Genomic DNA, 14,756 nt, shown 5'->3' on the forward strand with positions numbered 1-14,756 from the left:
AGGAGGAATTCTCTTGCTATTTGATACGCATGTACACCTCAATGACGAGGCTTTTGATGATGATATAGAAGAAGTAATAAAACGCGCGAAGGAAAATGATGTGACTCGCATGGCCGTGGTGGGCTTTAATAAAGAAACAATTGACCGAGCGCTTGAATTAGCCGAGAAATATGATTTTATCTCATTAATCGTCGGCTGGCATCCCACAGACGCTATTACCTTCACAGATGAAGATTTAGAATGGCTCCGCGATTTAGCACTTACACACCCGAAAGTAGTTGCTTTAGGCGAAATGGGCTTAGATTATCACTGGGATACTTCGCCAAAAGAAACGCAATTTGAGGTTTTTAGAAAACAAATCCGTTTAGCGAAAGAAGTGAATTTACCGATAGTTATTCACAACCGCGAAGCAACAGAAGATGTTGTTCGTATTTTGCAAGAAGAGCACGCTGAAGAAGTAGGTGGAATTATGCATTGCTTTGGTGAAACTGTCGAAGTAATGGAAGCATGTCTAGCGATGAATTTTTACATTTCATTCGGAGGAACAGTCACTTTTAAAAACGCAAAATTACCAAAAATTGCAGCTCAAGCTATACCAATTGACCGTTTATTAATTGAAACTGACGCGCCGTATCTCGCTCCAACCCCAAATCGCGGAAAAAGAAATGAACCCGGATACGTCAAGTTAGTTGCCGAAAAAATTGCAGAACTGAAAGAAATGAAATATAGTGAAATCGCTACGCACTCAACAGAAAACGCAAAAAAACTATTTAAAATAAAAGATTGATTGTAACACAATTGTAATATAAGGGCCAGTCTGTAACCCAATCTTAAGCTTCACGGAGATAAAAATGATGACTGGGACAAAAACCCTTATTTTATGCCTACGACCAGAGATGTAGAAAAATGACACATTTCTGTTACATTTGACACTTTAAAAGAATAATATTTTTAAAAACGGCTCTATATCAACGTTTTTTGTTAAAGTTTGCGAAGGTGTGAACAATCTGTATAAAAAATTGACAGTTCTTCCCTCCCCTGTATATAATCACTAGCGAAGTAGAAAGGGGAGAAATACATGACCATGGAAAACAGCAGTAACGTAGCCCAATCATCAAAATGGAAATTACCAATCATGATTGCAGGATTTGTTATTGTAGTAGCATTGGTTTTTTATTTCGTTTTCGAAGGAACTAAAAACGATATCACTATAGTAAACGCTGGTGAAAAAATTGAATCAAGAACACATGCGAAAACTGTTTCAGAAGCATTAGACGAAGCAGGTATTAAAGTAAGTGAACGCGATGAAATTGCGCCAGGCAAAAATGCAGAAATCAAAGACGGCATGGAAATTAAATATTTGCCAGCTCGTCAAATTACAATAAATGATAATGGTACTAAAAAAGACGTTTGGAGCACAAAAGCAAACGTAGCAGACTTGCTTAAAGATGAAAATATTACAACTCGTCCGCAAGATGTATTAAACGTAGCATTAGATACTAAATTGAAAAATGGCCTTGAAGTTAACATTAATCGTGCCATTCAACTTTCCTTACAAAACGGAGCAAAAAAAGATACAGTATGGACAACAAAAACAAAAGTTAGTGATTTACTAGCTGAGAAAAATATTAAACTTGATCAAGATGACCGTGTGTCACCTGCAAAAGACAGTAACTTAAAAGAAAAAATGACTGTAGAAGTTACATATGTCAATTCAAAAGCAGAAAAGAAAAATGAACAAGTTAAATTCGAAACAGTATATAAAGAAGACGATAGCCTAAACAAAGGCGTTGAAAAAGTCGTTCAAGAAGGTAAAAACGGCGAAAAAGTTGTTGAGTATAAAGTAACATTTGAAAATGGCAAAGAGAAAAAACGTGATGTCATTAAAGAAAATGTCACTTCTAAAAAAACTGATAAAGTAGTTGTACGTGGCACGAAAGAAAAAGTGGTAGCAACACCAGTTTCTAACGTATCTACTCCAAGTACAACGTCATCATCATCGTCATCATCATCATCAACTCCATCAGGTGGTAAAACATACAGAATGGAATCTACTGCATATTCAGGTGGCGGTACTACAGCTTATGGTATCAACCTAAGTGCCAACCCTGGACTAAAAGTAATTGCGGTTGATCCACGAATTATTCCACTTGGCTCTAAAGTTTGGGTTGAGGGATACGGAGAAGCAATCGCTGGAGATACTGGCGGCGCTATCAAAGGAAATATCGTTGACGTGTATTTCCCAAATGAAAGTCAGTGCTATTCATGGGGTAGAAGAATGGTGACTGTCAAAGTGTTAAACTAAATTCGTATAAAAACGAGGCTGACTCATAGGGCCTCGTTTTTTCTTTGTCCAAAATGTGGTATGATATATTTACTTATTTTATAAAAAAGGATGTAGTAATTATGAACGGGAAGCCTGTAATACATGAATTTATAGTCGTAGAAGGACGGGACGATACAACGGCAATTAATCGTTCAGTTATTGCTGATACCATTGAGACTAATGGATCTGCCCTTTCACAAGAAACAATAGAAAAGATTAGACATGCACAAGAACTTCGCGGCGTTATTATTTTTACAGATCCAGATTTTCCCGGTGAAAAAATCCGAAAACAAATTGACTCAGCGGTACCTGGCTGTAAACACGCTTTTATCAATCGCCAAGACGCTTTGCCAAAAGCAGGTCGTGGCCTTGGAGTGGAACATGCCAGTAGCGCTAATATTCGGGAAGCACTCGAAAACTTCCATACAAGTGGGACGCCTGCAGAAAAACAATTTATCTCCAAAGATATTCTTATTCATCTCGGTCTTCTTGGAGGAGCGGGAGCGAAAGAACGCCGAGAAAAAATCGGTAATATACTAAAAATTGGCTATACAAACGGAAAACAACTGCAAACCAGACTAGAATCATTTGCAATCAGTGAAGACCAGTTAGTAGCCGCGTGCCAAAAGATTATGCAGGAGGAAGAAAATGAGTAAAGATATTGCAACTCCCGGAAGAACGACAGAAATCCTAAAGAAGTATGGTTTCTTATTTAAAAAAAGTCTGGGTCAAAACTTTTTAATCGACAGTAACATTTTGACACGGATTACAGATACAGCCGAAATAACAAAAGAAACAAATGTCATCGAAATCGGACCAGGTATCGGCGCGCTAACAGAACAATTAGCAAAAACGGCGAACGAAGTAGTTGCTTTTGAAATTGATCAACGTTTACTGCCAATTCTTGACGATACGCTAAGTGCATACAATAATATCCAAGTGGTCCACGGAGACGTGCTAAAAGCAGATGTGGAGGAAGTTATCGCAGAGCAATTCGCGAAGCCAGATCTACCACTGAAAATCGTAGCCAACCTTCCGTATTACGTAACTACACCGATTATTTTAAAATTACTCCATGACAATATTCCGGCAGATTCGATGACGTTTATGCTCCAAAAGGAAGTTGCGGACCGGATAAGCGCAGTTCCAAGCACGAAAAGCTACGGAAGCCTAACAATCGCTATCCAATTTTACATGGAAGCAGAACTAGCCTTTATCGTGCCAAAAACTGTCTTCATGCCGCAACCGAATGTTGATTCCGCAGTAATTCATCTGAAGCGTCGCAAAGAACCATTAGCTGAAGTAAACGACGAAGAATTTTTCTTTGAAGTAACAAGAGCTTCGTTTGCTCAGAGAAGAAAAACGCTTTGGAATAATTTAGCTTCAAAATTCCCGGCTTTAAAACCACGCAAAGACGAGTTGGTAGAAGGTCTAAATGCTATTGGGATAGACTTAATCCGTCGCGGAGAAACGTTGGATATTCCGGAATTTGCTAAATTAAGCAACTTTTTAGGTGATTTTTTAAAGGAAAAATAATTTTTTTCAAAAAAAGCGCTTTCTTAGTTGACAGTTAGCCCTTCCAACTGTTAAAATATTTGGTTATTGATTTCGGAGCCGAACTATGCTATAATGGATATTAGTGAGGTGGAAAATAAATGCCAAAAACCATTGCAAGCATTAAGACGAATTTAGATTCTAGATTAGGTAAAGCATTGACATTGAAAGCAAACGGTGGTCGTAAGAAAACGATTGAACGTTGCGGTATCCTAGCTGAAACATATCCATCCGTTTTCATTGTGGAGCTTGATCAAGATGAAAACAACTTTGAAAGAGTATCCTATAGTTACACGGATATCTTAACAGACGCAGTAGAACTTGTATTTACAGATGATAATAAAGAATTAGCTTTATAATAAAGCTGAAGTAGCCGAACCATATAGCGTGGTTCGGTTTTTGCTATACATAGAAGTTGTTTTGGGCCGCTAGCTACATATTTTTTCTTTCATATGATAGAATAGAAAAAGAGATTTTGAACGCGGAGGCCAAGAAAAATGAAAATAAGCATTACAGCACCAGCTAAAATTAATCTTTCACTTGATGCGCTGTACAAACGTGAGGACGGCTATCATGAAGTGGAAATGGTGATGACAACAATCGACCTTGCTGATAGATTATACTTAGAACGCTTAGACGAAGACAAAATTGTGCTGGATGTAAAGGCACACTTTATTCCAGAAGATCGTCGCAATTTAATTTATCAAGCAGCCCTCCTTTTAAAGAAGCGTTTTGACGTAAAGATGGGTGTGCGCATTACAATTGATAAGCACATTCCTGTTTCTGCGGGTCTTGCTGGTGGTAGTTCAGATGCAGCTGCAGCGCTCAAAGGATTAAATGTCATTTGGGAACTTGGTCTTTCAATAGAAGAATTAGCCGAAATTAGTTCGGAAATTGGTTCTGATATCGCTTTTTGCGTATACGGCGGAACAGCGCTAGCAACTGGGCGCGGGGAAAAGATTTCTGCGTTACCTAATATTCCTGGTTGTTGGATTGTGCTTGCTAAACCGAGCATTAGCGTGTCTACCCCGACTATCTATAAAGAACTTCAAGTAGATAACGTAGAACACCCAGACACACAAAAAATGATTGAATCCATTAAAAATGGCGATTTAGACGGGATATTTGCGTCTACAGGAAATGTATTAGAGTCTGTGACATTAGAAAAAAATCCGCAAGTTAAACGAATAAAAGATCGGATGTTAGCGTTTGGTGCTGAGGCGGCCCTAATGAGTGGTAGCGGTCCGACAGTGTTTGCGCTTATCAAACAGTACTCCAGAGCAAAACGTGTCTATAACGGCTTGCGTGGCTTTTGTGAGGAAGTTTATATGGTTAGACCATGGAGTGAAGGCGAGAACGATACAAATATAAATAATTAATGAATGAGAGGGGTCAAAGAAATGAAAATTATTTTTAATGCAGATGATTTTGGAATTAGCCCGGGAGCAGTTTATGGTATTTTAGAGTCTTATAAGCGAGGCGTTGTGAAATCTACCACGCTTCTTGCTAATAGCCCGGCATTTGATTTGGCAGTTGAAGTTGCGAAAGAAAACCCAGGTCTCGATATTGGTGCGCATTTGACCCTGACGTTCGGTTCTCCAGTCCTTCAAGGTTTAGAAACGCTAACGGATGATGATGGGCGTTTCCGCAGAAATTATACCTCACTTGAAAACGGCTTAGCTGATGTAGATATGAATGAGGTGGAGCGCGAGTTAACTGCACAAATCGAGAAAATTTTAGATGCAGGAATCACTATTTCTCATTTTGATACACATCATTCAATTGAGCCGCTAATTTATCCCGTACAACATAAACTTGCGGAAAAATACGGTGTGAGCATTCGACGTCATTCTGATGTTTCGGACTTCGGTGCTATAAAAACTCCTGACTTATTCGCTACGGAGTTTTATGCAGACGGTGTATCTTTTGAAACGATTAAAAAATTAGTACAAAAGCATATCGGAACGAATGATGTAGTCGAAGTGATGACTCATCCGGCATTTATTGATGAAACGTTGCGCGAAATATCTAGTTACGTAGAGCCGCGCATCAAAGAAGTTTCAATTCTAACTTCAAGAGAACTACAAGCATATTTAGGCCAACAAGAAGTAGAGATTATTAGTTTCCGCGATTTATAAGAGCATGGGCCTGTCAAAGGATGTTTATTTGGCAGGCTTTTCGTTAGGTTAAAATAATAAATGTTGTCAATTTTATAGAAAACGTTTTATAATAGAGAAAATACGGACAAAATACGTGAAATAGCTTTTTAATATACGGAATTTTATCAAAGGGAGAGAGATTATGAAGATTCGTCGCAGTGAACGATTAATTGATATGACGCAGTTTCTATTATCGCATCCGCGAAAGTTAGTGCCGCTTACGATGTTTGCTGAACGTTATGGCTCAGCTAAGTCTTCTATTAGTGAAGATTTGGTTATCATAAAGAAAACATTTGAAGACAGAGGGATTGGTACGCTCGAAACTGTTCCGGGTGCTGCTGGTGGTGTGCAATATATTTCGATAGCGGGAAATGACGATGTGCTGGATTTTGTGCATACGCTATGTAATAGAATTGCGGAACCAAACCGTTTGCTTCCAGGGGGCTATTTGTACTTATCTGATTTACTTGGAGAACCAGTAACGCTCAAAGCAATTGGTAAAATTTTAGCAACGAAATTCAATAACCAAAAAATAGATGCGATTATGACTGTTGCGACAAAAGGGATTCCGATTGCACAAGCGGTTGCTGAACATTTAAGTGTCCCCTTTGTTATCGTACGTCGTGATAGCAAAGTGACAGAAGGCTCAACTGTAAGCATTAACTATGTTTCAGGTTCATCCAAACGAATCGAAAAAATGGAATTATCCAAACGAAGCTTAGCTGAAGGCTCTAATGTAGTAATTGTGGATGACTTTATGAAAGCTGGAGGAACAATTAATGGTATGAAAAATCTGCTAGAAGAATTCAACGCGCATTTAGTTGGAATTGGCGTGTTAGTTGAATCCGAATATGCGGAAGAGCGCTTAGTGGATGATTACGTATCTCTTGTAAAAATAAAAAATGTGAACATGAAAGAAAAACAAATCGAAGTTGTTGATGGGAATTACTTTAATAGTTGATTCTAAACCCTGGAAAATATTCTGGGGTTTTTCTTTTTTGGGGGGCGAATTGCTACTAAAAACAAATCAGTCTTCCGATGTACTTCACTCAGTTAACTTTTATGGTAGAATGAATTCTATCGTTACTACATAAAATTCAAGGCTTCTAGACTTTAGGAGCAGAAGGAGAACATTCATGAAAAAGTGGGTTAAATGGTTAATTGTTATCGTAATTATCGCAGTAGTAGCCGTTGGTGCGGTTTTCTTGCTGTCGAAAAATAGTGGCTCCGTAACACAAGAAAAATTAGTTACAGCCAAAGTAAAACAAGGAGATATGAAAATCAATGCTACAGGAACAGGCGCGATTTCTCCGGTAAACACACAAGTTCCAGATTACGATGAACTTCAATTAGTAGCGCAAATGGACGAACTTGATATTCCTAACATCAAGAAAGACCAAGAAGTAAAAGTCACAGTAACAGCACTACCTGACAAAACTTATACAGGAAAAGTGAAAGAAATCGCAGAACAAGGTCAAGTACAAAATGGTGTGTCTAGCTTCTCTGTAATCATTTCTCTTGATAAAACAGACGATTTAAAAGCGGGTATGACTGCTGATGCTTCCATTTTAGTAAATGAGAAAAAAGATGCACTATACGTTCCAATTGAAGCTGTTCAAAAAGACAGTGACGACAAATATTACGTATTAGTTCCAGAAGAAAAAGACAATGGGAAAACGAAAAAAGTGAAGAAATTTGTAGAAACTGGTCTTCATAATGAAGATAATATCGAAATCACTAAAGGTGTTAAAAAAGGCGAAAAAGTAATTCTTCCTACACAAGAAACTTCTACGGTTCCTGGTGCTCCTAGCTAAGTTTTTTGTAAGTACAAATCAGACAAATTGTATGAAGGAGGGATAAACATGCCAAAACCGCTAATTGACATGAAAAATTTAACAAAAACGTATACGCTAGGCGGAGAAACTTTTAAAGCATTAGACGATGTTACTTTTACCGTTGAGCAAGGCGAGTTTTTATCCATCGTTGGTCCGTCCGGTTCCGGTAAATCCACTTTAATGAATATGATTGGTTGTTTGGATGTTCCGGATGAAGGCAGCTATCACCTTGATGATGTAGATGTTTTTAAACTGAGCGATAATAAACTATCCGAAATCAGAAATAAAAAAATTGGCTTTATTTTTCAGCAGTTTAATTTGCTTCCAAAATTATCTGCCTTTGAAAATGTGGAACTACCACTAATTTATGCAGGACTAAGTGTTTCTGCACGAGAAAAAGCCGCAATCGAATGTTTAGAAAAAGTAGGCTTACTTGAAAAACGTAGAAACTTACCAACGCAACTTTCTGGTGGCCAACAGCAACGTGTGGCTATCGCAAGAGCACTCGCCGGCAAACCGCAAATTTTGCTAGCAGATGAGCCAACTGGTGCGCTCGATTCGAAAACAGGTAAAGAAGTAATGGGAATCCTACAAGAATTGAATCGTGCTGGAAACACCATCGTTATGATTACGCATGATCCAACAATCGCCTCATACGGTACAAGAAGTATCCGTATTCAAGATGGTAAATTATTCCATGAGGAGGCGACGCAAGCATGAATGTTCTCCAAAGCATGAAAATGGCATGGAAACAATTAAAGGCAAGTAAATTAAGGTCTTTTCTAACCATGCTAGGTATTATTATTGGTGTCGCATCCGTTATTCTTTTAGTATCTCTAGGGAATGGTGTAACGCAAGAAGTTGATGACCAAATGGGCGATTTGGGTTCGAATTTAATTACAGTAGTTAATAGCTCTGTTAATCCAAACGACAAATATACGTATGATGAAGTAATGAAATATCAAAACATTGATGGAGTCAAAAGCGTTTCTCCAGAATTATCTGGACAAGTCAATGCAACTTTTGATTATAAGAATTCAAGTAATAAGGTGATAGGCACGAATGACCAATATAAGGCCGCGCGTAGCCTAGAAATGAAAGAAGGGCGTTTCCTACTACCGATTGATACCGAATATGGCCAGAAAGTAGCTGTAATAGGCTCTACGGTAGCAAGTGATCTATTTGGTTTTGGGGATCCGATTGGCGAAACCATTAGATTAAACGGAATGCCTTACAAAGTTGTTGGTGTCTTGAAAGAAAAAGGCGCGTCTATGATGGGATCGAGCGATGACCAAATCTTTATTCCGATTTCTTCCGCTCAAAGGCTCCTAAAAGATACAAATGTCCGTACAATCTATGTAGAAACAAAATCTGCCGAAGATGTTGATTTTGTAGTAAACACACTAGAATCACGTCTTGCGATTAAATTTGGTGACGAAAAAGAACAAGAAAAAAATGCGTCATCCGCACAAATGGGACCATCTTATCAAGTCATTAATCAACAAGAGATTCTCAATGCTTTCAACACGATTAGTACAACGCTAACTACTGCGCTTGGTGCGATTGCTGCTATTTCACTTGTTGTTGGTGGTATTGGAATTATGAATATTATGCTAGTTTCTGTTAGTGAGCGAACGAGAGAGATTGGTATAAGAAAAGCGCTCGGAGCTAAAAAACGAGCCATCCTGTTACAATTCCTAATTGAATCCATTGTTATTAGTGTCTGTGGTGGGATTATCGGTATTATTATCGGGGTCTCAGGAGCGCTCATATTTGGCTCAGTCGCAGGTATATCGTCAGGAATAACTGCAGGAACCATTATCTTCTCCTTCGTATTCTCACTATGTATCGGAGTGATATTTGGTATCGCACCTGCTAATAAAGCTTCGAAATTAAGACCAATTGACGCATTAAGATCCGAATAAATAAAAGAAGCCTGAAATAAGCTGTTTCGGGCTTCTTTTTTTACTAAAATTAGCTACTAAGTTGTCTTGTCATCTATATTTAATCTTTTTGTCACAATTAAACGCTTTCAATAGCCGGTTTTGGTAAAAAATTTAGAATAAAAATAAAATTAATTCTCGCAACATGCATTAGAATGGGGTTTTGGGGGAATATAGTCTCTGTTGGTTAATTAGAGTAAATGGGATAGAGAAGTATAAAAATGTAAATATATGAGCTCTGTAAACTCATAAACCCTATATATATTGTATACAATTATTTTCGAAAAATGATAAATCAAATACCGTTTTACTGGTGTTATTGTCTGCAAAATAGTATGATGATTACAGATTGATACTGTAATGGCAATGGTTTTGAAGTTTTTATACGTATGATGATAATTATTGTATACAAAACAAAAACTAGTAGGAACAATCTGTAAAAGTCAACGATTTTCAAAAAAAAAAACTTTTTTTTAGATTACAATTCACAAAGTTGTCAAATTTAGTTTTTTTTATTATTATGTTCATAGGGAAGAATTTTACGTGAATATTGCTTGCTTTATAAAAGTAATTTTTTCTATGGGGGAATTTTTCTCGAGTGTGTACTTAAGTTGCATGTGAGCATTGTTTACTAGCAGCGCAACTAGATTAAGGTGGTGAAGATAATGGAGATTACAGATGTGAGATTACGACGTGTTGAGACAGATGGGAGAATGAAAGCTATTTCTTCAATAACGATTGACGGTGAGTTTGTTATTCACGACATTCGTGTCATCGATGGCAACGAGGGTTTGTTCGTAGCTATGCCTAGTAAACGTACGCCGGATGGTGAGTTTAGAGATATCGCTCATCCAATTAACTCAGGCACCCGTGCAAAAATTCAAGAAGCCGTTTTAGCTGCTTATGAAGTAGCGGACGAACCAGCAGTAAACGAAGAAAGTTCTGCAGACGAAAGTATTGTAGAAGAAAACTAAAAAATCCTCGGTTAGGGAGAACGTTGTTGGGAACAGTTGGGGGATAAATACCTAAGATTTTAGCTGGGATAAGCAGATTCTTTTTGAAAGAGGCAAATGGGATAAGGAGTGACTAATAATGCAAGTAACAGATGTGAGATTACGACGTGTAGAAACTGATGGAAGAATGAGAGCGATTGCTTCAATCACTTTAGATGAGGAATTTGTAGTTCATGATATTCGCGTTATTGATGGGAATAACGGTTTATTCGTAGCTATGCCAAGTAAACGTGGTGTTGACGGTGAATTCCGTGATATCGCTCACCCAATCAATTCTGACACTCGTGCAAAAATTCAAGAAGTAGTTTTAGCTGAATATGAGCGCGTTGGTGAAGAAGAAGCAACTGCAGTAACAGAAGAAGAATCTGAATCCGTTTCTGCTGAATAATTTAAAATTTTCAAGGGCTAGCTGCGTGCTAGCCCTTTTTGTGTACATGAAGCATGAAAAAAATCATAAATAGCCTTGGTCTTCTATTTTTGCTATGGTATAATTAATAGCAGATTATAAAACAGGGAGGAGAATTTTAAATGATGTTGCAAAAACAGGTCCATTTTAGAAAACTTTTTTGTGGCATAAGTGTAAATTCTTCTTTTAGTAAGCAAATAAATAATCATACTATATCTTTCGGAATTTTCAAACAAATAAAACTTTAAATTGAATCTTTACCTAAAAAAAGTAGGTAAGGTTTTTTATTTGGGCGCATTCTTGAAAAAATGTAAATTTTACGTTATCATTCATAGTGGATGAATAGTGAATATTGGAGGTTCTATATAATGTCAAAACGATATGCTGTAGTGCTTGCTGCTGGCCAAGGCACACGGATGAAATCAAAACTTTACAAAGTATTGCATCCTGTTTGTGGAAAACCAATGGTCGAACATGTAGTAGATCAAATTTCGACGCTTAATGTTGATAAAGTGGTTACAATTGTAGGTCACGGAGCTGAGAAAGTACAAGAGCATTTAGCTGGTAAAAGCGAGTTTGTAAAGCAAGAAGAGCAACTCGGAACGGCGCATGCAGTACTGCAAGCGAAAGCGGAACTTGCAGGTAAAGATGGTGTGACGCTCGTTGTTTGTGGGGACACGCCTTTAATCGAAGCTAGTACGATGGAAGCTTTACTGAAATATCACCATGAAAAACGTGCAAAAGCAACTATTCTTACAACGGTTATTGAAGATCCTACAGGTTATGGTCGTATTATTCGTGATGACCTAGGCATTGTAGAAAAAATCGTAGAACATAAAGATGCAACAGAAAAAGAACAACGTATTTCGGAAATTAACACTGGGACATATTGCTTTGATAATAAAGCTCTTTTTGAAGCGTTAGAGAATGTTTCTAACGATAATGTGCAAGGAGAATATTACTTACCAGATGTTATTAAGATTTTAAAAGATTCGGATGAAGTCGTTGCGGCTTACAGAATGGAGTCTTTTGAAGAGTCACTTGGAGTGAACGACCGAATTGCCCTAGCTGAAGCATCCAGATTAATGCAACGTCGAATTAACGAAAATCATATGCGTAATGGAGTAACGCTTGTTAATCCTGAAAACACGTATATTGATATAGATGTAAAAATTGGTCAAGATACAGTAATTGAACCAGGAGTTATGCTTCGTGGGGAAACTGTAATCGGTGATGATTGCGTGGTTACAAGCGGCTCGGAAATCGTAAACAGTGTTATCGGTGAACGAGTACACGTCAGAACTTCTTCTATTTTCGAAAGTAAAGTTGGCGATGACGTTCAAATTGGCCCATATGCGCACCTAAGACCAGAATCTGACATTCACGATCATGTGAAAATCGGGAACTACGTCGAAACGAAAAAAGCAGTGGTTGGTGAAGGAACTAAATTACCACATTTCATTTACATGGGAGATGCGGAAATTGGTAAAAACGTCAATGTTGGTTGCGGAAGTATTGCTGTTAATTACGACGGCAAAAACAAAGCGAAAACCATCATTGGGGATAATGTCTTTGTTGGCTGTAATTCAAACCTGATTGCACCTGTCAAAGTGGGAGATCGAGCTTTCATAGCTGCTGGTTCCACGATTACAAAAGATGTTCCTGACGACGCGCTAGGCATTGCTCGTGCGAAACAAGACAACAAACTTGGTTATGCAAAACATTTGAATCACGGTAAATAATTTCCATTTGGGAATTTTAAAATTTTAATAAAAAATAGTGGAGGCTGATTATGTCAAACGAGTATTTTGATCCAAAGTTGAAGATTTTCTCGCTAAATTCTAATCGTGAACTAGCTGAAGAGATTGCGAAAGAAGTTGGTATTGAGTTAGGGAAATCAAGCGTTACTCATTTTAGTGATGGAGAAATCCAAATTAACATTGAAGAAAGTATCCGTGGTTGTCATGTATATGTTATTCAATCAACGAGTAATCCTGTAAACCAGAATTTAATGGAACTTTTGATCATGATTGATGCGTTGAAACGCGCTTCCGCAGCAACAATTAATATTGTTATGCCTTACTATGGTTACGCACGTCAAGACCGTAAAGCAAGAAGTCGTGAACCAATCACAGCGAAATTAGTAGCAAACTTAATCGAAACTGCTGGTGCAACTAGAATGATTACACTTGATATGCATGCACCGCAAATTCAAGGTTTCTTTGATATTCCAATCGATCACTTGAATGCAGTTCGCCTTCTAAGTGACTATTTCAGTGAACGTCATTTAGGTGATGATCTAGTAGTAGTTTCCCCTGACCATGGTGGAGTTACTCGAGCTCGTAAAATGGCTGACCGTTTGAAAGCGCCGATTGCTATTATTGATAAGCGTCGTCCGCGTCCAAACGTAGCTGAAGTAATGAACATCGTTGGTAATGTAGAAGGGAAAGTTTGTATCATTATTGATGATATTATTGATACAGCTGGAACAATCACACTTGCTGCTAAAGCATTGCGTGAAGCAGGCGCAACAAAAGTTTACGCATGTTGTTCGCACCCAGTTCTTTCAGGTCCTGCTATGAAACGTATTGAAGAATCGCCAATCGAAAAATTAGTTGTTACAAACTCCATCGCTCTTCCAGAAGAAAAATGGATTGACAAAATGGAACAATTATCTGTTGCAGCTCTTCTTGGCGAAGCAATCGTTCGCGTTCATGAAAATGCTTCTGTAAGTTCTTTATTCGAATAAAATATAAAACAGGATGCCTCATTGAGACATCCTGTTTTTTGATTTAATTTAATTTTCCCCAAGTAGCAGGACATGCTAAATAAAACCATTCATCTAATTTAGGAGCATATCTTTTGAGATAATCAAGATTTTGTACATAAAAGCATGAATTTTTATACACGATAACTTTCTCTTGCTTTAATTTAGAAATAATTCTGCTAACAGCTGAGCTATGTGCGATACCGCTTGAATAGCCTAACTCCTGCATTGTTAAATTATCCAGTGTAATCTTGATGCCATCAGGAGTTTCTTTACCATACACATAGGTCAGGATTAAAAGTTGACCGCAAATAGAGCCGAGCTTCCCGTTAATCGAAAAATCATTAAATTTGGCTAGGCTGTATGAAACTTGTTTTTGTAGGGTTTGGAAAACATAGAAAAAGTGCGTAAGATTCTTGCTCAGTAGTTCTTTTAGTTCGTTTATTTTGATAACGTATGCGGTAGCCTGTTCGCTAATGACTTCTAAATTATAATAGCCAACCGATGTTTCTGTATCGATAAAGCCAGACATTATAACGAAAGCACCTTTATAGTATTGTAAATTCATGATGGTCCCGTTCTCGCTAATACTTGTAAGCTTTGTAATACCATCATATAGGAAAATACAATATTCTTGTGGATCCCATTGGTTAAAAATAAGTTCTTTTTTATGAAATTGTTTTGGTTTTATCCCGTTAGTTTCTAAATATTTTTTGAATTCTTCTGCTTGAGCGTTCATGTCTCATCCCCCAA

The 14,756-nt window shown here is 37.7% G+C and carries 16 protein-coding genes; 15 read left to right on the forward strand and 1 reads right to left on the reverse strand.

What is annotated here, in order from left to right; translation table 11 throughout:
- The first annotated feature begins 13 nt into the window (after positions 1-13).
- From GL301_RS00945 to GL301_RS01015, 15 genes are all read left to right on the forward strand, one after another.
- Positions 14-787: a TatD family hydrolase gene (locus tag GL301_RS00945; RefSeq protein ID WP_014929155.1), complete on the forward strand. Its 774-nt coding sequence runs from the start codon at positions 14-16 to the stop codon at positions 785-787.
- A 291-nt stretch (positions 788-1,078) separates the two neighbouring features.
- A complete protein-coding gene (locus tag GL301_RS00950; RefSeq protein ID WP_003743473.1) occupies positions 1,079-2,305 on the forward strand; it encodes a resuscitation-promoting factor in 1,227 nt (408 codons plus the stop codon).
- Positions 2,306-2,406: 101 nt separating this feature from the next.
- On the forward strand, positions 2,407-2,982 hold the full coding sequence (gene rnmV / locus GL301_RS00955; protein WP_003725504.1) for a ribonuclease M5: 576 nt from the start codon (positions 2,407-2,409) through the stop codon (positions 2,980-2,982).
- A complete protein-coding gene (gene rsmA, locus GL301_RS00960; protein WP_003731190.1) occupies positions 2,975-3,862 on the forward strand; it encodes a 16S rRNA (adenine(1518)-N(6)/adenine(1519)-N(6))-dimethyltransferase RsmA in 888 nt (295 codons plus the stop codon). The genes rnmV and rsmA overlap by 8 nt, the downstream gene beginning before the upstream one ends.
- 119 nt (positions 3,863-3,981) lie before the next feature.
- Entirely contained in the window at positions 3,982-4,239 is a 258-nt protein-coding gene (gene veg / locus GL301_RS00965) for a biofilm formation stimulator Veg (protein ID WP_003718261.1), read from the forward strand.
- A 138-nt stretch (positions 4,240-4,377) separates the two neighbouring features.
- Positions 4,378-5,259, forward strand: coding sequence for a 4-(cytidine 5'-diphospho)-2-C-methyl-D-erythritol kinase (gene ispE / locus GL301_RS00970; RefSeq protein ID WP_003725506.1), 882 nt, complete (start codon positions 4,378-4,380; stop codon positions 5,257-5,259).
- A gap of 21 nt (positions 5,260-5,280) precedes the next feature.
- On the forward strand, positions 5,281-6,018 hold the full coding sequence (gene chbG / locus GL301_RS00975; protein ID WP_003722720.1) for a chitin disaccharide deacetylase: 738 nt from the start codon (positions 5,281-5,283) through the stop codon (positions 6,016-6,018).
- Positions 6,019-6,181: 163 nt separating this feature from the next.
- Positions 6,182-7,000 (forward strand): pur operon repressor, encoded by an 819-nt coding sequence (purR, locus tag GL301_RS00980; protein ID WP_003722721.1) that lies wholly within the window; start codon positions 6,182-6,184, stop codon positions 6,998-7,000.
- 175 nt (positions 7,001-7,175) lie between these two features.
- The gene (locus GL301_RS00985) at positions 7,176-7,853 is read left to right on the forward strand and encodes an efflux RND transporter periplasmic adaptor subunit (RefSeq protein WP_003722722.1); all 678 of its coding nucleotides are present in this window, start codon (positions 7,176-7,178) and stop codon (positions 7,851-7,853) included.
- Positions 7,854-7,901: 48 nt separating this feature from the next.
- Positions 7,902-8,594: an ABC transporter ATP-binding protein gene (locus tag GL301_RS00990; protein ID WP_003722723.1), complete on the forward strand. Its 693-nt coding sequence runs from the start codon at positions 7,902-7,904 to the stop codon at positions 8,592-8,594.
- Complete coding sequence (locus GL301_RS00995; RefSeq protein ID WP_003725507.1) at positions 8,591-9,799, forward strand: ABC transporter permease; 1,209 nt, start codon at positions 8,591-8,593, stop codon at positions 9,797-9,799. Before GL301_RS00990 ends, GL301_RS00995 begins: the two co-directional genes overlap by 4 nt.
- 683 nt (positions 9,800-10,482) lie before the next feature.
- The gene (gene spoVG, locus GL301_RS01000; RefSeq protein ID WP_003722725.1) at positions 10,483-10,791 is read left to right on the forward strand and encodes a septation regulator SpoVG; all 309 of its coding nucleotides are present in this window, start codon (positions 10,483-10,485) and stop codon (positions 10,789-10,791) included.
- A gap of 118 nt (positions 10,792-10,909) precedes the next feature.
- Positions 10,910-11,218, forward strand: a complete 309-nt coding sequence (gene spoVG, locus GL301_RS01005; protein WP_003722726.1) for a septation regulator SpoVG — start codon at positions 10,910-10,912, stop codon at positions 11,216-11,218.
- A gap of 386 nt (positions 11,219-11,604) precedes the next feature.
- Positions 11,605-12,978 carry a bifunctional UDP-N-acetylglucosamine diphosphorylase/glucosamine-1-phosphate N-acetyltransferase GlmU gene (gene glmU, locus GL301_RS01010; RefSeq protein ID WP_003728175.1) on the forward strand — a complete coding sequence of 458 codons (1,374 nt, stop codon included), beginning with the start codon at positions 11,605-11,607 and terminating at the stop codon, positions 12,976-12,978.
- 50 nt (positions 12,979-13,028) lie between these two features.
- Positions 13,029-13,985 (forward strand): ribose-phosphate diphosphokinase, encoded by a 957-nt coding sequence (locus tag GL301_RS01015; protein ID WP_003722728.1) that lies wholly within the window; start codon positions 13,029-13,031, stop codon positions 13,983-13,985.
- A gap of 43 nt (positions 13,986-14,028) precedes the next feature.
- On the opposite strand, the gene prfA is transcribed toward GL301_RS01015, so the two are convergent.
- On the reverse strand, positions 14,029-14,742 hold the full coding sequence (gene prfA / locus GL301_RS01020) for a listeriolysin O transcriptional regulator PrfA (protein ID WP_003722729.1): 714 nt from the start codon (positions 14,740-14,742) through the stop codon (positions 14,029-14,031).
- Positions 14,743-14,756 lie beyond the last annotated feature (14 nt).

This window comes from Listeria sp. LM90SB2, assembly GCF_028867355.1.
In the GTDB taxonomy this organism is placed as follows: Bacteria; Bacillota; Bacilli; order Lactobacillales; family Listeriaceae; genus Listeria; species Listeria monocytogenes_B.